The sequence below is a fragment of the Nostoc sp. PA-18-2419 genome (assembly GCF_005869855.1).
In the GTDB taxonomy this organism is placed as follows: Bacteria; Cyanobacteriota; Cyanobacteriia; order Cyanobacteriales; family Nostocaceae; genus Nostoc.
On the sequence record NZ_SZNH01000006.1, the window covers coordinates 61,524 to 78,829 of the forward strand.

Here is a 17,306-nt window from a genome sequence, read left to right on the forward strand (position 1 = left end):
AATCTGTATCGAGAACAATTATGCCAGATACTATATTGAATGGACGAGTGACTAACTCAGTACCAGCAGAAATATTTGAGCAAGAAATATTAGCTCCACAAACATCATTCAGAGCAACTGATGATTGGTCTGAAATTACCAAGGAATCGCTTGACAGCTTTCCCCAGGTTTGGACAAGAGGATTACTATATTTTTTAATGATATTTGTCTCTATAGTTTTACCTTGGACAATGCTATCTAAGGTCGATGAAACTGGTACAGCAAGAGGGCGAACCGAGCCTAAAGAAAAAACAATTAAACTTGATGCTGCTGTAGGAGGAACTGTTGCCCAAATTAGAGTTAAAGAAGGTGATACTGTAAGGGCTGGGCAGACTTTATTGGTGCTAGAATCAGAACTTGTAAAATCAGATTTGCAGCAGGCGCAGGATAAATTAGAGGGACAATTAAATAGACTTGCTCAATTAAATGCTTCTAAAAATCAATTATTTGTATCTTTAGCAACTCAACAGCAACAAAATCAATCTCAACAATTAGAAAAACAGACACAAATCGACCAAGCACGCCAAAATTTGGATGCGTTGAAGAATGCCTATGAATTACAAAAAGATGAAAAATTAGCTCAAGTTAATCAGGCACGGCAAACTCTGGAACATAGTCGAACTACTACTAAGTTAGTTGAGAGTAGTTTGATAAGTACTCAGCGGGAAGTTGAACGCTATAGCAAGCTAAAACAAGAAGGAGTTGTTCCAGAAATTAATGTTGTAGAAAAAGAAGACATAGCTAAAGAAAAACAAAAAATATATGAACAAAGTAAATCAGATATTGAACAAGCAAAATTAACTTTAGCAGAACAAAAAAGTAGTTACGAGCGTAGTATTCGCCAAACTAATGCAGATATTGAACAGGCTAAATTACGACTAAAAGAACAAGAAAGAAGTTATGAAACTTTGACTCGTTCTAATCAGCTAGCTGTGCTAAAAATTGCAGAGCAGCAAAAAAGCCTGGAAACTGACATTACTTCATTACAATCAGAAATTGCTCAAAATAAAAGGCAAATTTTATCATTAAGATTCCAATTAGGGCAACGAGAAATCAGAGCTACTAGTAGTGGAACACTATTTCATTTACCCATTGAAAAAGCTGGTTCTGTTGTGCAGTCTGGGACAATGGTGGCGGAGATTGCATCTCTAAATTCACCTTTAATTATTCGGGCGCAAATGGCAACCACAGAAAGTGGTTCTTTGCGGACAGGATTACCAGTCAAAATAAAATTTGATGCATATCCATTTCAAGATTATGGAGTTGTATCAGGTGAATTAATTAAAATTTCTCCTACTACTACAGAAATAGATACACCTAATGGAAAAGTGGCAGCTTATAACTTAGACATTTCTCTAAAACAGAATTGTATTCCGTCTGCAAATAAATGTATTCCCTTGCGTCCTGGAGATACAGCAACAGCTGAGGTGATTGTGCGCCAGCGCCGAATTATTGATTTTCTACTCGATCCGTTTAAAAAGTTGCAGCAGGGAGGTGTTAAATTGTAAGGATTTTACATTACTTTTACATTTTTCAATTTCACCACCCACGCCCATTAATTTTGTTTAGCTAATTTCAGGAAAAATCTTATGTCACAATCTATCACTATTACCAATGAAGATATTCTTAATCAAGTCAAGCTATCCTGTAAAACTCCTGAGCTTGTTGAACAGATTGCTAACCGCAAGGTTATTACATTTGCTGCTGAAGAAGCTGGCATTAAAGTAGAGACAGAAGAATTACAAAAAGCAGCAGATTTATTACGGGTAATGAATAAACTCACCAGTGCTGATGAGACATGGAAGTGGTTAGAAAAACACGGTTTATCCTTAGATGATTTTGAGGAAATGGTCTATCACGGTATACTTGTGAGCAAATTAAGCCAACATCTGTTTTCAGAGAAAATTGAACCTTATTTTTTTGAACATCAGCTAGAATTTGCTGGCGTAGTTATGTATGAGGCAGTCTTAGATGATGAAGATTTGGCGCTAGAACTTTTCTACGCTATTCAGGAAGGTGAGATGAGTTTTTATGATGTTGCTCACAAATACATCCAGGATATTGAGTTACGCCGAAAATCTGGATATCTGGGGTTAGTTCACCGTAAGGATTTGAAGCCGGAAATTTCTGCTGCTATTTTTGCAGCTAAGCCACCACAGCTTCTCAAACCCATTGTGACATCTAAGGGCATACACTTGATTTTAGTAGAGGAACTAATTCAACCAGAATTAAACGAAAAACTCCGCACAAATATAATTTCAGATTTATTCATAGAGTGGCTCAAACAACAGGTTGAAAAATCTGAAGTAATTCAAACCTTTTAGATATATAGCTATTTCTCTCTCAAATTGACTATCGAAATGATTTTTATCTGCTAAAAAAATACCTGCATCTGAATTTTATGATGTAGGTATTTTGACTTTAAACTCTTAAAATAATCAATTAATTTTTACTTTAGCAAGTAGCTAATAGCAACACCAGCAGCAACCCCAGCAGCAAAGCCAAGAACAAACGCTGGAGTAAAACCACCCTTAGTAATATCTAGTTCGCTATCGGTTAAATCATTCATAAAGCTTTCAGAACCATCGAACAAATCAGCGCCAGCAGGACGTAGATTTGAAATTGCAATGTTAGCCATAGTAACTTTACTCCTAAGTTAATTTGTTTGAGTTTTTGTGAGGAGTTGTATTTCCTCCTCACATCTATATCATCGATTTTTACTTCAGCAAGTAGGTAATAGCAATACCAGCGGCAACRCCAGCAAAAAACACTGCTGGAGTCAAACCACCTTTAGTCATATCCAGTTCGCTATCAGTTAAATCATTCATAAAGYTTTCAGAACYATCGAACAAATCAGCACCAGCAGGACGTAGATTTGAAATTGCAATGTTAGCCATAGTAACTTTACTCCTAAGTTAATTTGTTTGAGTTTTTGTGAGGAGTTGTATTTCCTCCTCACATCTATATCATCGATTTCTACTTCAGCAAGTAGGTAATAGCAATACCAGCGGCAACGCCAGCAAAAAACACTGCTGGAGTCAAACCACCTTTAGTCATATCCAGTTCGCTATCAGTTAAATCATTCATAAAGCTTTCAGAACTATCGAACAAATCAGCACCAGCAGGACGTAGATTTGAAATTGCAATGTTAGCCATAGTAACTTTACTCCTAAGTCAATTTGTTTGAGTTTTTGTGAGGAGTTGTATTTCCTCCTCACATCTATATCATCGATTTATCGATTTCTATTTCAGCGCATAAGTAATAGCAATACCAACAGCAACGCCAGCAAAGAATGCTGGAGTCAAACCACCTTTAGTCATATCCAATTCGCTATCAGTTAAATCATTCATAAAGCTTTCAGAACCATCGAACAAATCAGCACCAGCAGGACGTAGATTTGAAATTGCAATGTTAGCCATAGTAACTTTACTCCTAAGTCAATTTGTTTGAGTTTTTGTGAGGAATTGTATTTCCTCCTCACATCTATATCATCAATGATTTTATTAAAAACTACAAGGCTTTAATAACTATAAAACATGACATAAAAAATCCATTTATAGGCTTTATATTAATAAAAAAATAAATTTTTTAACCTGTTTACTAAAACATACAACTAAAAATTTCGGAAACTACTCTTGATGTTGTGGATACTCTTTACATCGTCTATTGTTCAAAGTTAAAATAAAAAGTTTTTAGCCCCGGAAATACAATTGATATAAATATATTCAAATACATTTGGTTTTTATACACACAATTACAACATTTATGTCTCTTTTTATTTTTAGTATTAAATCCGATTTATTGAACCTTCTCTTCTGCTTCTTAAATCAGTTTTTCCCGTACTCCTAGTTAACGCATCGCATTTCTCTACAAGACACTTAGCTTAGTTCTGTGCAGGAGTTCCGCATGGGAATGGGAATGCCTATCTAAAAGTTAATAAAACCCTGCTTCTTTATGCCTCTTAATGCATCTACCGTAGGGGTGTCCTACACCTAGATTCATTAAATAAAATTAGACACTTTGATTTTTATTTGATGAGAGTAATATACAAGGGATAAATATACTGCGATCGCCAAAATAAAATCGACCTTAAATCACAGGTTTTACGATACTTGTATTCAGCTTTATAGGCATAATTTATGCAAAAGTATGAAAAAAAAAGCAGTCCAAGAATTATCTTGAACTGAAAGAAAAAATTAACTATAAGTTGTCATGTATTTTCGGTCAAATCGAGGTTCTTTGACACGCCTCTATAAACATTAGCGACTTATATCTAAAATTACATAAATATCTTCAGATTTAGAATTCAAGTAGCTCCGATCTAGGCTGATACCTAAAAGAGAAAATTTATCACATATAGCCTGTTTTCGTTCCTGTGGTGAGTCATTACTTTCATGCCGAGCAGCCAGCAATCCATTTGCCACAATTTGGCAGCGATTCATGCCAAAACTTTCCTGAATAGCAAATTTATGATCTGGTTCTTCTGCCAACCCCAACCCTGGTGCTAGCTGTTTGGTAAATAGAGGAATTTCTGGCTTAAAAAATGATTGATATTCTTGATAAATATTTGTTAAAACTTGTCGGACTATTTCATAGTCTCTGCGATCAAAGTAAAGTACCCCTGAATCATAACGTTGGTATTCTTTTGGGTTATACAGAACTTTAAAACTAAAAGGAACTGCTAACTCATTCAACTGTTGTGTTAGACGACCCATGACGGCAACAGCACCTTCAGGAGTTATATTGAAATAGATTCGCACAGTTACAGACTGATTTTGTACATCGTCAAGATAATTGAGTCCTACATTGCTAACTGCCATATAAAAGCCGTTTTGTACCCTATTTTTGGGCAATTTGATAGAGACAGTATCACCAACTAAGGCATCTTTTTCGATAGTTTTAAGATGCTTATCTCGCTGAATATATAATCTCAAACCGCCTTTATTTACTGCTAAACTACCACCATTTTCTTCTCTAATAACACACCAACCTGGGTCAAAATAACCTTCGCCGGAATTACTTTTATCTAATCGTTCATAAAAATCCAAATCTACCCCTAAGATTGTATTATTCTCTAAATTTAGAGGCAGACTATTGTTTTCTCCATCCAGTGCTAATGCAGTTCGCATTGAACCATTGTAATAGATACCGTAGAGAAAACTCCTTAGTTGCAGACTTATATATTTCTGCTGCATCTGGGTTGGCATTTTCTGAAAACGAGTAACCACCCCAGATGGTAATTCCAAAGGTTTATAATCTGGATGGCGAATTGAAAAATCAGACTGAATCTCAACTTTGCGAACAATGTCTTCTACAACTTCGGGCAATCGTCCAGTTAACTCAGTTAAAGTCTGCGGTTCTGTAAAGTTTAATAATGGCATGATAATTTAGTAGTAACAAAATCTTTTAAGCTACGGAAGCACTAAGGTAAGTTAATTCAAAAGCAGCAGAACCAAAAATAGTTGGTATTGATTGTTCCGGACGACATAATAACGCTTTAGCAACTTGAAGCATGGCGATTTCTATATTTCCAAAAGATTTTTGATATTGAATCACAGCTTGAATCTGTTGAATCAAAGCAAAACCTGCAAATTGTAACACCCGTAGCAAAAAATCAGGGCGGTATTCTACAATTTCTGAAAATTTGTTGAAATAAGCTTGAGTTAATGTAGCAATTGAAGGTTGAAGAAGTTCTAGGGGCGTTATTGCTAAACGCAGAGATTCTTCAATGCTCAAAGAATTACTAATAACTAAGCTACTTAACCAGATTTGCACATAGCTGCTAATGAGTGTTCCTAAATCAGAAGCAGGATCTCCCCAAGTAGAGCGTTCCCAATCAATTAGCCGCACAATACTGTTACTTGAATTCTGCCAATCTTTTTGCAAAAGAATATTATTTAGTTTTAGATCGTTGTGAGTCAGACAACAGGGATTCATAGCGTTACCCAGTTCAGTAATTGCCTTACTCAAACTATCAAATCGCTGATAAAGGACAAAAAATCTTAACCCATCATCAGGCACCGAACCAAAAATTTCTGGTTCAATTTGTTCCAATCTCTGGATCAAATGTGATACTCGATCTTTTACAAGATTATGCTGTTTTTGAGAAAAAAAATCTTGATATTTTTGGTGATTGTAAGTATCACGGTGGATGGTTGCTAAAATAGTGCCTATGACCCTAACTATTTCTGTAGGAAAGCTATTTTCTTGAGCATAGAAATCCATTAAATCCCGATAGTCATCCAGATATCTGAAGACAATAATGGAATTCTCGGCATCAAAATGCAGTACTTCTGGCAAAAATTGGCGATAGTGGTTAAGTTCTGGAAATCGGTGTGATAACTCTTGAATTTGCCACTCCCTGAAAAACTCACCAGCGGCTTTGCCTTCCCTGTTGTGTCGTTCTTGCTTAACTAAAAGCTGGCGATCGCCTGGTAAACTTAGTAATAAATTAAAGTTCTTCGCTACAACTGGTTCCACTGTAGTCAGTAGTTTGTCAGACTGCTTACATAACCCTTGTTCAACTAAATAATCAATAACATTATGAGAGTTTAAGATAAATGTCATAAGCTTTAAATGTATCAACCTTTGATGTAGAGAAAACTGTGGTAGTTAAGTTACTACCACAGGCTGTTCTAGCAAGGAATCTTAAAACTAGTACTGCTAACTAATAGTTGGTGTTGCTACTTTTACTAGTAATTCTGAAGCATTGTAATTATCTGTAATCACTTGCGGACAACGCATACAAGCTGCCTTGCCTTCTTGTTGCCACCAGCGACAATCTCGGCGTATGGAACAAGGTGGTAAATCCTCTACTACCTTTGGAAAGTTTTCTACAATTCGCATTGCCAGACGACAATCTTTGCCATCAAAATGTTGACAACTTTTAGTTGCACAGGGTGCCGCGGTGCGAAAAATTTCCGTGGGTGTTACTGGCGCAGCTTTTGCTATCAGTTCATCTGTGAGGGCTTGTGGCTGCTTGAGATAAGCTACGCGGGGTTCTGTGACTGTGCCACTAACGACGCCGAAAACAACACTATCCTGCCATTCTGGTCTGGCACTAGGGCAAAGTGTAGTCTTTTCTGTAGCCATGTCTTCCATAAATTGAACCTATAGTGAATTATATTTTTAAGCTGATGGAGAGTTACAGCCAGTATTAAGTCAAACTCGTCTCCATCAACCTAAATAAGCAAATTAAATGTGCAAGAGTTTATACTAATTACTAACTTAATAAACTGATGTTTGATTGATTTGTGGTAGCACTCGTGGTAGTGCAATCAATCCACAAATAATCGGTATTTTCACAAGAGAAACGCTTGCAATACCACCTTCAACTTTTGCTGTTTCTTCATCAGACAGATTTAGCAAAGTATCTTCTGAATCCTCACCTAAGTTCCGTCGTGCTACTGCATTGTTAACAGCGTCATCAATTAGATTATTGATTTCTAAGCGCATATTTGAATTCTTCCTTTCCATTGTGCTTTTCCTCAAAATATATAACTAGATATAGGCTTAATTACAAATTACTGTAATTCCCAAATCTGTTTATATTTTAGGCATCAATGAAATGATTTAAGTGTGTTTTTAAATTTTAGACTAGACAGAAGTAGAACTTTTATGTCACCAAATAATAAATTTACAGTTTTTAGTTAAAACTATTTATTTGTCTAACTTATATATCTAGGAATTACTTCAGTAAAAAGCTTTTACAGCAATTATTAGGGTATATTTTATTAACTTTTCGACCCATAATAAAACATTTAAGTCCCCAACTTTTACCCAATCTGTAGGCAATGTCTAACTAGAAAACAACAACTAATACTTAAATCTATATAGGACTCATATTTGATTTTTCAAGAAGCTAGGTACACCTTTATTCCTTCTTCCCAGTCCCCAGTCCCCAGTTTCTACGAGTAATTCATCAATCAAATCGGATTTCTACAGTACTATAGCAGTTGGCAATTACATGAGATACAGCAATTTGTCGGTTGGCGCAACTAGTTGTGCTAACCTAGCTTGTACCACAGTGTACTAGCCTAAACTTGTCACCTTTTCAAACAGAGCTCGATAAACAGGTTCACCCTTGTTTTGAGTATATATTTCTCGTTCTGTGGGGACTGGTAAGGGATTTTCGTCTAACCATTCTCCTGTACCAATTTTCTGATAAGCTGGGTGAGCAGCAAAGCGATCGCGCATTTCCACCGCAATAAATTTCATATCTGATTGCAGAAATACAACGGAACCAACTGCAAGATAATTTGCTAATTCTGCCACTAGTTCTGGTTGGACTACACGGCGTTTAGCATGGCGGGTTTTAAACCAAGGATCGGGGAATTGAATTGTCACCCGCTGTAAACTTCCCAAAGGCAGAGAAGATAAAAGCGATTCCAACGAATTATTTACATTACAAAATAAGTAATGCAAGTTTGTTAAACCTAACTGAGAACGCAACTTATTCGCCTCCAGTACAAGCGGTTCCCGAATTTCTAAACCAAGAAAATTCCAGTTTGGTTCAATCTTGGCCATATTCAACAAAAATAGTCCCTTAGCACAGCCAATATCTAGATGTAGCGATTGATTTGGCTTTGAATAAACTTTTTTCCAGTCAAGAGGACTTACTGGTGTTTGATACTTTTGGGCAAGTGGATTAACATGTTGGCGGACTCGGACTGCTGCCAAAATTTGCTCTCCTGATTAGTATTCCTAATTTTTAGTAATCAAATTTTTGTTTAATTTATGCAGATTGAATATATTTCATAACTATTAAAGTTAATTGTTACTATAACGTGTAATTGATGCTAAATGTGTACAAATGTTAAGTATACTTATTCCCCTGCACCAACATTGAGTAAGGGTTATACTTTTTGGAAAAGACTTGTTTTAACTCCTCCTTTTAACATTTTCATAAATCGATGACTCTCAATTTTCGCTTTGCGGTAGTCAGTGACTTACACCTGGCACTTCCCCACACAATCTGGAATCATCCTAGTCGGTTTCATTTAGTGGAAGTCAGTATTTCAGCGTTTGAAAGTGTACTACAACATTTAACACAGCTCGATTTAGATTTCCTCTTGTTGCCAGGAGATTTAACTCAACACGGCGAACCGGAAAATCACGCTTGGTTGCAACAACGCTTAGCCCAGCTACCTTTTCCCGTCTATGTTGTTCCTGGCAATCATGACGTTCCGGTACTGCTGGCCGATCGCCAATCAATTGCTTTTGCAGATTTTCCCTACTATTACACTAAGTGTGGCTATGACGATCCACAACAAATGTACTACATTCATCAGTTGCTACCAGGAGTGAAGCTGATTGGATTGAATTCTAACTCTTTTAATGACCAAGGCGAGCAGGTCGGATGTTTGGATCTCGAACAGCTACGCTGGTTAGAAGATGTGCTAGCGGCGTCTGCTAATGAATTAATTTTGGTGATGGTGCATCATAATGTGGTCGAACATTTGCCCAATCAATCGAACCACCCACTAGCAGATCGCTATATGTTGGCAAATTCAGCCGAAACGTTGGAGTTACTCAAGCGCTACGGAGTAAAGCTAGTGTTTACTGGGCATTTGCACGTTCAAGACGTTGCTTACTCAGATGGAGTATATGATATTACCACTGGTTCTTTGGTTAGCTATCCTCACCCTTATCGCCTGCTGGAGTTTCATCGGGATAACCAAGGTAAAGAATGGCTACAAATTTTATCCTATAGAGTAGAGTCAGTACCCGATTTCCCCAACTTGCAACAGTCATCACGGCAGTGGATGGGCGATCGCTCTTTTCCCTTTTTAATTAAACTACTAACTAACTCTCCCTTAAACTTACCATTATCGCAGGCAAAAGAATTAGCTCCTAGTTTGCGCGACTTCTGGGCGACTATTGCCGATGGCGATGCCGTATTAGACTACCCACATTTTCCAATAGAAGTACAGCGCTACATTCAGACTTATGGTGCATCCCAGCCTAACTCAGGCATCGCTACTGGTGGAACTCTGACTTTGATTGATAATAACAGCACACTTTTACTAGATAGGAGTTAGGAGTCATTGAATTTTGGATTTTAGATTGGGTATTAGGGATTGGGGATTGTATACTGAGTAAGAAAGTATTCCTAAATATTTATTTTCTAGTTCCCAGTCCCCAGTCCCCAACCCCACTCATAACTGATTTTGCCGACAAATTCCAAATGCACAAGTGTAAGCGTGTAAGAAAGTTCTACCACCAACAGGGCCGATTTCACCGCCACAGAAAAACCCGCCTACAGGAATATCTTTGAGGTATTGGCTAAATAGTTCTGAATCAAAATTAGGTTTACCATACAGTCCTTCGCCTCTTCCCACACAGGCAAACATCAAAGCAGCTACGGCAGAGGGTTCGGCGTTGCGTTGGTCTTGATAACTTTGGAGAAGTAATTCTAAATCTTGAGCAGAGGCTTGAGCATCGCGCAGGTGGAATTGCAGCCTTTGTCCGGGACGAACCCGATCGCCAATTGCGATTGCTCCTGCTGTCGGATCTACACCAAGAATACCGCGAATTAAAAAGTCTCCCTGTTGTAAAGCCAGCTTAAATTCATCCATTGCCACACCCACAAACAAAGAGTGTTGTGCTAGAGTACGTTCCTCTTCGCTGAGACTGGCGATTAAATCTCGTAACACTATTAAAGGTACTTGCTCATCTAATTCGATGATGATGTTGCGATCGGCTTTTGTGACTTGCAAAGGTTTGCCAATAGGTCGGCATCCTTGGGCAACAATTGTTTCCAAAACAATATTCCCAGTCAAAGCTATGCCAATAGTGCCCTCACGATACAAGCTTTGACCAAAATCGCTGTGGTCATCTTTACAAAATAGAGCAACACGACCACCCATACCCCCACCACTAGCTTGTCCCCCGATTATTACCGATCCTGGATAAGCAAAATCTAGCCCCTGCAACAAATCGTTAATTCCAGAGGCGAAGGAACTAGACAGCAAAATAAACTGGGGTGTGGGGAAGGGTGGTAGACCAACCAAATCAAGCCAAGCATCTGGTGGACTGTCTAAGTCTGGCAATTCTTCAGCAACAACATGAAACACTTGCACCTTCACGCCTGGAAGGTGGGCTAAAGTCAGGCTGATAGCTGGTTCAGCTTCTAGTTCTTGGATTTCTCCCTTAACCGTTGTCCCAATCACACCTCCGCCACTACAGCCAATTAACACCGGCACAGAAAGTTTCTCAGCTAACAAAGGTAATAGTCGAGAATACTCACTCGTAAAAGCAGACGAAATGAATACCAGCCCTAAATCCGCAGGTGCTGTTAACGACGAGACAGCTCGTTGTACCACATCTGCAACTGCTGCTTCCAATGAATGATGGGTTGATAGGGCATTTGACCACTGCATTTGTGCCATGAGTTTTGGGCTTCTTTTGCTTTTTAGGCTAGTAGTTTTTGATTTTTCATTTTGCGAAGAATTGCATTCTACAAGAGTTGCCCCCAGTTGTTTGTATTCGCCATTCCACGAAACTGGAGTTATCATTCCCTAATACATGCATCTAAATATATTGTATGATTATCTATCTGTAGTACTGATTCCATAAAATCTTAAAAAATAAAGGTCAATGCACTATACATTTGGCAATTTGCTGTGTTGGCTAGAAATCAATAGGCTCAAACGCTAACTTAATTCTCGGCCAAGTGGTTAAAATGGTTAGTAATAAAACCAAAAACTGTCATTTTTGAAGTTTTTCTATACTAGTAGTAACAACACGCAACGAGACTAAAACAATGACTAACATTCAAGGAACAGCAAAGGGCGATATTCAACAAAAAATTCAACAAGAAGTGGAAGAAGCACGTACTGTCTGTGACACCAGCGGTGACACCTCACCAGAGTGTGCTGCTGCTTGGGATGCAGTAGAAGAATTACGAGCCGAAGCTTCTCACCAACGCCAAATCAAGCCAAAAAACTCTTTTGAACAATATTGCGATGATAACCCAGACGCAATTGAATGCCGAGTTTACGACGACTAGAAATTGAGGCAAATGAATTTTCTGTTTGTTCGGTCAACAGGCAGCTAGAATCTATTTAATGATATCTTGCACCTTGGCATCACTCCCCGATAAAATCACATTCTCGCCTTTTTGCCATCTTTGCCAAAAGTGGAAAATTGGTAAAAATGTCTAGAATTAGGGATTTTCATTTTGGAAGTAAATCTTTACACCCTAAAAAATTCCGAGTTTTGCCTGAAGCTGTTATATGTATAGGCACTGGGTAGATTTTCCAAGTCTTTCTAATGCTGTTACATCTACTTAGGTGCAGAATCAAAGTTTAGAATCTTCGAGTTGGTTGTTGTTTTGGCAAATAGAGAGATTCACAAAAATCAATTCATTAACGTATTACTGTAGTACTTGTTACGAAAAATTTTTGTAACAAATCGACTGGTTGTAGGGGTGTACAAATGTATGCCCCTACAAACATGTTTTATAGTACAATCCGTTTAGTGTGAGACCTAAAAACTATTTGGCTGTATAGGTTGAGAAGCCACTGTATTGGCGTTAACGAAGTTATAGCAACAACCTGCGGTCATCCTTGAGGTAATGAAATTTTCTGTTTCTACATCTTCATATTATTTGCATCCTTGTGATACGTTAAAAAAGTAATTTTCATAACTGGGATAGAATTGCTATAGTTAATAGCTTAGAGGTATGTCAGAGTTGATTTACCTAAAAAATAACTTTTCATACTAATTTTGATGTCATTTGTGTAATTTATAAATTTCTACTTCTTATCCATCTAAACTAAAAATTACACTTTCTAAAGTAGATTAGTCTTAGTTCTATATATTTGGTCTTGGTTGAAAATGTTTTATTTATCACTTGATAAAAACTATGGATTATAATGTTTGGTTTCGCCCTTTTGTCTGGATTGATTATCGGCTAGCAGTATTATTTCTGGTAATTATTCCATTAATTCTGCTAATTTGGGCGTTTGTGCAAAAAGCAGAAGGCATACAACGCTTATTAGGCATATACTGGCGAATATCAAGTTTACTGGCAATCACCGTTTATCTAATGATTGCCCAATATCCAGTTAGCTTTATTTCTGGATTTATGGCTCGGATTTTGATTCCGATTTCATTATGGTTTTGGGTAGATCTCAATGATGAAATTGAGTATCAAACGACTAAATATTTAAAGTTAGTTTTTACTTCTTGGCGCTGGGCTACAACTGTTTATTGTATTTTAGGCGCAGTAACCTCTGCACTTTTTTTAAGTTGTGCTTTTTCTGGAAATGCGCTCAAGACGCCCTATTGTCGTGTCTGGTTCGAGGCTCCATTACTATTTAAAGAATATTTTCATGCTAATAGTAAAGCTGAATTCTTAGGTTTCCTTGGCATAATTGGTTTAGTAATTTATGTACTTTACTTAAGCTACTTTGTTCTAATTAAACTAGGCAAGCAGGGACGCACAGCTACACCTCAATAATTATGCTTGTGCTTTAATTGAAGATTGAAAATTTAACCTTCAAAAATGAATTCCATTGGCCAGCGACTGGAACAATATACCGCTAAACGCCCTCAAGAAGTCTTACTTGTAACAGTAGAAATTGCTGGTGAGCAAGATTCAATTGCTGTTTTCAAAGGTTTTTCCAGTTCTTTGATGCATCCAACAGCATTTGATCCAGATGTACCTGTTTTGCCAGATGAGGCAATTATTCTTAATATCGACCGACTAGCTAGTCCTTACAATCCTGAAGCCCCTCGTTACATTCAACAAGGACTTTCTTGGGAAGCTATGCAAGCTCTATTATTAGAAGTAGGTGTTTAACTAACAAACTTTTTATAAGGGAACTCCACGAAATAAAATAACTACTTGAAGTTGCTGACTGACTCTCATCAGTCAGCAACTTCAAATCGGGAAACCCGCCTACAGCGCTGTCTACCCCACGCACTGGTTCCTGTTGAGTGTGAACACCGGGATATTATTTTGATTAACTTTGTTTGGTGCATTATAGTGCAACGTAACGCACTATTAATCTAGGTGCGTTACGCCAAAAATATTTATTTTTACTATCTTTAATCGGAGAGTAGAGAGGTTTCAAGTATATATTTTGACTTTTCAAACATGCTTTGAGCTACACCTGGCTCCCTTACTTCAGATTCACTTTATAAATATGCAACAATTTTATTTTTCATGATGATGAAATCTAATTCCTAAAAAGATGTCGTAAACAAACTCAAAAAAGTCTTTTTTCTGTAGTAAACCAGAAGTTTGATAACAGCCTTTTTCATCTAACAGAGGCTTCATCAGGTAATAAGTAGGCTGATAATTATACCAAGGAATAGAAGGCCATAAATGGTGAATTAAGTGGTAGTTCTGTCCTAATATTAGGATATTGAGAATTGCATTAGGATAAACGCGGGCATTTTTCCAGCGATCGCGCTCTACAAATGGACGATGGGGTAAATAATCGAAAAATAATCCTAGTGTTATCCCTACTACAAAAGCAGGTACAAACCAAAAATTCAAAATATAACCTAAAAAGTCGTACTGAACTGAAATATAAACAATTAAACCGACAATTAAACGGCTAATCAACCATTCTAGTAGCTCATATTTACGCCACAATCGGCGTTGAAAGAAAAATACCTCATGGTACAAAAACCGAAATGCAATCATCCACAAAGGCCCACCTGTAGAGACATAATGATCCGGGTCGTCTTTCGGATGGTTGACATGACCATGATGTTGTAAATGTACCCGCGTAAACACTGGAAAAGCAAAAGCCAACATCAATGCACTGCCATGCCCTAACATTGCATTAATTAGCCGATTGCGATGGGCAGATTGGTGACAAGCATCGTGAATTACTGTCCCAGCACAATGCAAGGCAATAGTGTTAACAGCAAAACACAGCCAGTGCGGCCATTGCCACAGCCAGTAACCAAAGTTAGATAATACCAACATTCCCACAGCAACCGAAAATAGCAGTTGTGTTGGATTGAAATCACCAGGAGGCGCTAAAAATTCCTTAGGAGGAATTGTTAATCGCTTTTGTGCCTCCGACGTGAGCATTATTGACATCGACTCCTTCTTTATCAAACATTACGAATATACGATAAAAATTAGTGAATAGTAAAGTTTTATGAAGTTTTGTATAGCAAGATTTATCCGCAGCTTAGCATATCGGCAGATGAATAACGCTATGATTCCAGACGAGGCTTAGTCTTTACCTATAAGTGAGGTATGAGAATTGGCAAGATGTTGATAGGATAAACTGCGCCGTGAAGAAGATAAGGAAGCAGCCTTTGCCCTGTGTCCCGTGTCTTTTCTATTCTCTCCATCTCCCTTGTCTCTCATAATCCTACTTTAACTGCTTAAATCTGATAGCAGTGACCAAAAAGGAGATGCCATTTAAAGTTACGATGACTTCCCAGATAGCTCCCTAAATTCAGCTCCTATGCAATTAAGAGATTCTCTACGCCGGACAAAAATTGTCGCTACTATCGGTCCCGCCACAAGCAGTCCTGAAATGCTCAAGGCGATTATTGAAGCGGGAGCAACGACACTGCGGCTAAACTTCTCCCACGGGACTCATGCAGATCATCAGCGTAATATTCGCTTAATTCGACAAACAGCTTTTGAACTAAATCAACCAGTGGGTATTCTCCAAGACTTGCAGGGACCAAAAATTCGCTTGGGGAAATTTGACAATGGATTTATAGTTCTGGCAAAAGGCGATCGCTTCACCTTAACAAATCGTCCGGTTATTGGTACCCAGGAAATAAGTTGTGTCACCTACGACTATTTAGCAGAAGAAGTCCCGGTTGGTGCAAAAATCCTCCTTGATGATGGACGAGTAGAAATGGTCGTGGAGGAAATTAACCGTGACAAAGGTGATTTGCATTGTCGCGTGACTGTGGGTGGTAAACTTTCTAACAATAAAGGTGTAAACTTTCCTGGAGTTTACTTATCAATTAAAGCGATGACCGACAAAGACCGAGAGGATCTAATGTTTGGTCTAGATCAGGGTGTCGATTGGGTAGCACTTTCTTTTGTCCGCAATCCTCAGGATTTGATCGAAATTAAAGAGCTAATTTCTAGTACAGGCAAGCAAGTGCCAGTGATCGCCAAAATTGAAAAGCACGAAGCTATTGAACAAATGGAAGCAGTTCTGGCTTTGTGTGATGGCGTGATGGTTGCTAGAGGCGATTTAGGCGTAGAACTGCCAGCAGAAGATGTCCCAGTGCTGCAAAAGCGGCTGATTGCCACAGCAAATCGCTTAGGGATTCCGATCATCACCGCTACTCAGATGTTAGACAGTATGGTGAGTAATCCCCGTCCCACTCGTGCTGAAGTGTCAGATGTGGCAAACGCGATTTTAGATGGCACAGACGCGATAATGCTGTCCAATGAAACTGCTGTAGGAAACTACCCAGTAGAAGCAGTGGCGACGATGGCACGTATTGCCGAACGTATCGAGCAAGAGGAGGCACAATCAACAGTACGTCAACTCAGAGATGCCAGGCGTTCTATTCCCAATGCTATTAGCCAAGCTGTGAGTCAAATTGCAGAGCAACTGGGAGCAGCAGCAATTATGACTCTAACCCAAACTGGGGCAACAGCTCGCAATGTTTCAAAATTTCGTCCTCATACACCAGTTTTGGCAGTGACACCTCACGTAAACGTGGCGCGACAACTACAGATGGTATGGGGAGTAAAACCACTGCTAGTGCTGGGATTACCTTCTACAGGTCAAACATTTCAAGCTGCAATCAATGTAGCTCAGGAACTGAAGTTACTCTCTGAGGGAGATTTAGTAGTGATGACTGCTGGCACACTCCAGGGAATTTCTGGCTCCACGGATCTAATTAAAGTTGAGGTGGTAACCGCAATATTAGGCCATGGAATTGGACTGGGACAAGGTTCAGTGAGTGGTCGCGCCCGAGTTGCTAATACTGGCATGGATGTAAGTAACTTTAATCCTGGAGATATTTTGGTTGCTTCTGGCACAAATGCTCATTTTGTGGAAGCAATTCGCAAAGCAGCCGGGATTATTACGGAAGATGAAAGTCTCACAAGTCACGCAGCAGTCATTGGCTTGCGTCTTGGTGTGCCAGTGATTGTCGGCGTGAAGCAAGCAACACAGGTAATTCGGGATGGAGCTATTCTAACGCTGGATTTACAGCGGGGTTTGATTTACTCTGGGGCGGTGAAAACATCTTAGCGTTGAGGGCTGGGGAGATGGTGAAATGGGGAGATGGGCAGAGAATTTCACCCCATCAC

General features: G+C 38.6%; 18 protein-coding genes. 7 read left to right on the forward strand and 11 right to left on the reverse strand.

Annotated features, from left to right (window positions below; genetic code table 11):
* Positions 1-20 precede the first annotated feature (20 nt).
* Positions 21-1,547, forward strand: a complete 1,527-nt coding sequence (locus FCR06_RS08370) for an HlyD family efflux transporter periplasmic adaptor subunit (protein ID WP_138498523.1) — start codon at positions 21-23, stop codon at positions 1,545-1,547.
* Between the two features lie 81 nt (positions 1,548-1,628).
* On the forward strand, positions 1,629-2,363 hold the full coding sequence (locus tag FCR06_RS08375) for a peptidylprolyl isomerase (protein ID WP_138498525.1): 735 nt from the start codon (positions 1,629-1,631) through the stop codon (positions 2,361-2,363).
* Positions 2,364-2,488: 125 nt separating this feature from the next.
* Here the strand turns inward: FCR06_RS08375 and FCR06_RS08380 are convergent, their stop codons facing one another.
* From FCR06_RS08380 to trmB, 9 genes are all read right to left on the reverse strand, one after another.
* The gene (locus tag FCR06_RS08380) at positions 2,489-2,677 is read right to left on the reverse strand and encodes a hypothetical protein (RefSeq protein ID WP_138498527.1); all 189 of its coding nucleotides are present in this window, start codon (positions 2,675-2,677) and stop codon (positions 2,489-2,491) included.
* Positions 2,678-2,756: 79 nt separating this feature from the next.
* Positions 2,757-2,936 (reverse strand): hypothetical protein, encoded by a 180-nt coding sequence (locus tag FCR06_RS08385; RefSeq protein ID WP_138498529.1) that lies wholly within the window; start codon positions 2,934-2,936, stop codon positions 2,757-2,759.
* 79 nt (positions 2,937-3,015) lie between these two features.
* Complete coding sequence (locus FCR06_RS08390; RefSeq protein WP_138498531.1) at positions 3,016-3,195, reverse strand: hypothetical protein; 180 nt, start codon at positions 3,193-3,195, stop codon at positions 3,016-3,018.
* 87 nt (positions 3,196-3,282) lie between these two features.
* Complete coding sequence (locus FCR06_RS32465) at positions 3,283-3,459, reverse strand: hypothetical protein (RefSeq protein WP_189523354.1); 177 nt, start codon at positions 3,457-3,459, stop codon at positions 3,283-3,285.
* Positions 3,460-4,299: 840 nt separating this feature from the next.
* Positions 4,300-5,421 carry a T3SS effector HopA1 family protein gene (locus FCR06_RS08395; protein WP_138498533.1) on the reverse strand — a complete coding sequence of 374 codons (1,122 nt, stop codon included), beginning with the start codon at positions 5,419-5,421 and terminating at the stop codon, positions 4,300-4,302.
* A 25-nt stretch (positions 5,422-5,446) separates the two neighbouring features.
* Complete coding sequence (locus tag FCR06_RS08400) at positions 5,447-6,607, reverse strand: phosphotransferase family protein (RefSeq protein WP_138498535.1); 1,161 nt, start codon at positions 6,605-6,607, stop codon at positions 5,447-5,449.
* A 96-nt stretch (positions 6,608-6,703) separates the two neighbouring features.
* Positions 6,704-7,141, reverse strand: a complete 438-nt coding sequence (locus tag FCR06_RS08405) for a nitrogen fixation protein (protein WP_138498537.1) — start codon at positions 7,139-7,141, stop codon at positions 6,704-6,706.
* 126 nt (positions 7,142-7,267) lie between these two features.
* Positions 7,268-7,516: a hypothetical protein gene (locus FCR06_RS08410; protein ID WP_138498539.1), complete on the reverse strand. Its 249-nt coding sequence runs from the start codon at positions 7,514-7,516 to the stop codon at positions 7,268-7,270.
* A 555-nt stretch (positions 7,517-8,071) separates the two neighbouring features.
* Positions 8,072-8,719 (reverse strand): tRNA (guanosine(46)-N7)-methyltransferase TrmB, encoded by a 648-nt coding sequence (trmB, locus tag FCR06_RS08415; protein ID WP_138498540.1) that lies wholly within the window; start codon positions 8,717-8,719, stop codon positions 8,072-8,074.
* 233 nt (positions 8,720-8,952) lie between these two features.
* Here trmB and FCR06_RS08420 point away from each other — a divergent pair, with 233 nt between their 5' ends.
* Positions 8,953-10,080: a metallophosphoesterase family protein gene (locus FCR06_RS08420; RefSeq protein WP_138498541.1), complete on the forward strand. Its 1,128-nt coding sequence runs from the start codon at positions 8,953-8,955 to the stop codon at positions 10,078-10,080.
* A 117-nt stretch (positions 10,081-10,197) separates the two neighbouring features.
* Here the strand turns inward: FCR06_RS08420 and FCR06_RS08425 are convergent, their stop codons facing one another.
* Positions 10,198-11,430 carry an FIST N-terminal domain-containing protein gene (locus FCR06_RS08425; RefSeq protein ID WP_138498542.1) on the reverse strand — a complete coding sequence of 411 codons (1,233 nt, stop codon included), beginning with the start codon at positions 11,428-11,430 and terminating at the stop codon, positions 10,198-10,200.
* A 374-nt stretch (positions 11,431-11,804) separates the two neighbouring features.
* Here FCR06_RS08425 and FCR06_RS08430 point away from each other — a divergent pair, with 374 nt between their 5' ends.
* The 3 genes from FCR06_RS08430 (at position 11,805) to FCR06_RS08440 (ending at position 13,847) form a co-directional block, all read left to right on the forward strand.
* Complete coding sequence (locus FCR06_RS08430) at positions 11,805-12,050, forward strand: Calvin cycle protein CP12 (protein ID WP_138498544.1); 246 nt, start codon at positions 11,805-11,807, stop codon at positions 12,048-12,050.
* Positions 12,051-12,908: 858 nt separating this feature from the next.
* On the forward strand, positions 12,909-13,505 hold the full coding sequence (locus tag FCR06_RS08435) for a DUF3177 family protein (RefSeq protein WP_138498545.1): 597 nt from the start codon (positions 12,909-12,911) through the stop codon (positions 13,503-13,505).
* 45 nt (positions 13,506-13,550) lie between these two features.
* Entirely contained in the window at positions 13,551-13,847 is a 297-nt protein-coding gene (locus tag FCR06_RS08440; RefSeq protein WP_138498547.1) for a hypothetical protein, read from the forward strand.
* A gap of 357 nt (positions 13,848-14,204) precedes the next feature.
* On the opposite strand, the gene crtR is transcribed toward FCR06_RS08440, so the two are convergent.
* On the reverse strand, positions 14,205-15,095 hold the full coding sequence (gene crtR, locus FCR06_RS08445; RefSeq protein WP_138498781.1) for a beta-carotene hydroxylase: 891 nt from the start codon (positions 15,093-15,095) through the stop codon (positions 14,205-14,207).
* A 385-nt stretch (positions 15,096-15,480) separates the two neighbouring features.
* Here crtR and pyk point away from each other — a divergent pair, with 385 nt between their 5' ends.
* The gene (gene pyk, locus FCR06_RS08450; protein WP_138498549.1) at positions 15,481-17,247 is read left to right on the forward strand and encodes a pyruvate kinase; all 1,767 of its coding nucleotides are present in this window, start codon (positions 15,481-15,483) and stop codon (positions 17,245-17,247) included.
* Positions 17,248-17,306 lie beyond the last annotated feature (59 nt).

Excerpts from the sequence above, each read along its gene's own strand:
- FCR06_RS08430 (WP_138498544.1), top strand. The coding sequence starts at position 11,805 with ATGACTAACATTCAAGGAACAGCAAAGGGCGATATTCAACAAAAAATT.
- FCR06_RS08440 (WP_138498547.1), top strand. The coding sequence starts at position 13,551 with ATGAATTCCATTGGCCAGCGACTGGAACAATATACCGCTAAACGCCCT.
- FCR06_RS08425 (WP_138498542.1), bottom strand. The coding sequence starts at position 11,430 with ATGGCACAAATGCAGTGGTCAAATGCCCTATCAACCCATCATTCATTG.
- FCR06_RS08380 (WP_138498527.1), bottom strand. The coding sequence starts at position 2,677 with ATGGCTAACATTGCAATTTCAAATCTACGTCCTGCTGGCGCTGATTTG.
- FCR06_RS08395 (WP_138498533.1), bottom strand. The coding sequence starts at position 5,421 with ATGCCATTATTAAACTTTACAGAACCGCAGACTTTAACTGAGTTAACT.
- crtR (WP_138498781.1), bottom strand. The coding sequence starts at position 15,095 with ATGCTCACGTCGGAGGCACAAAAGCGATTAACAATTCCTCCTAAGGAA.
- FCR06_RS08375 (WP_138498525.1), top strand. The coding sequence starts at position 1,629 with ATGTCACAATCTATCACTATTACCAATGAAGATATTCTTAATCAAGTC.
- FCR06_RS08435 (WP_138498545.1), top strand. The coding sequence starts at position 12,909 with ATGGATTATAATGTTTGGTTTCGCCCTTTTGTCTGGATTGATTATCGG.
- FCR06_RS08405 (WP_138498537.1), bottom strand. The coding sequence starts at position 7,141 with ATGGAAGACATGGCTACAGAAAAGACTACACTTTGCCCTAGTGCCAGA.
- FCR06_RS08410 (WP_138498539.1), bottom strand. The coding sequence starts at position 7,516 with ATGGAAAGGAAGAATTCAAATATGCGCTTAGAAATCAATAATCTAATT.
- pyk (WP_138498549.1), top strand. The coding sequence starts at position 15,481 with ATGCAATTAAGAGATTCTCTACGCCGGACAAAAATTGTCGCTACTATC.
- FCR06_RS08390 (WP_138498531.1), bottom strand. The coding sequence starts at position 3,195 with ATGGCTAACATTGCAATTTCAAATCTACGTCCTGCTGGTGCTGATTTG.
- FCR06_RS08420 (WP_138498541.1), top strand. The coding sequence starts at position 8,953 with ATGACTCTCAATTTTCGCTTTGCGGTAGTCAGTGACTTACACCTGGCA.
- FCR06_RS08370 (WP_138498523.1), top strand. The coding sequence starts at position 21 with ATGCCAGATACTATATTGAATGGACGAGTGACTAACTCAGTACCAGCA.
- FCR06_RS32465 (WP_189523354.1), bottom strand. The coding sequence starts at position 3,459 with ATGGCTAACATTGCAATTTCAAATCTACGTCCTGCTGGTGCTGATTTG.
- FCR06_RS08400 (WP_138498535.1), bottom strand. The coding sequence starts at position 6,607 with ATGACATTTATCTTAAACTCTCATAATGTTATTGATTATTTAGTTGAA.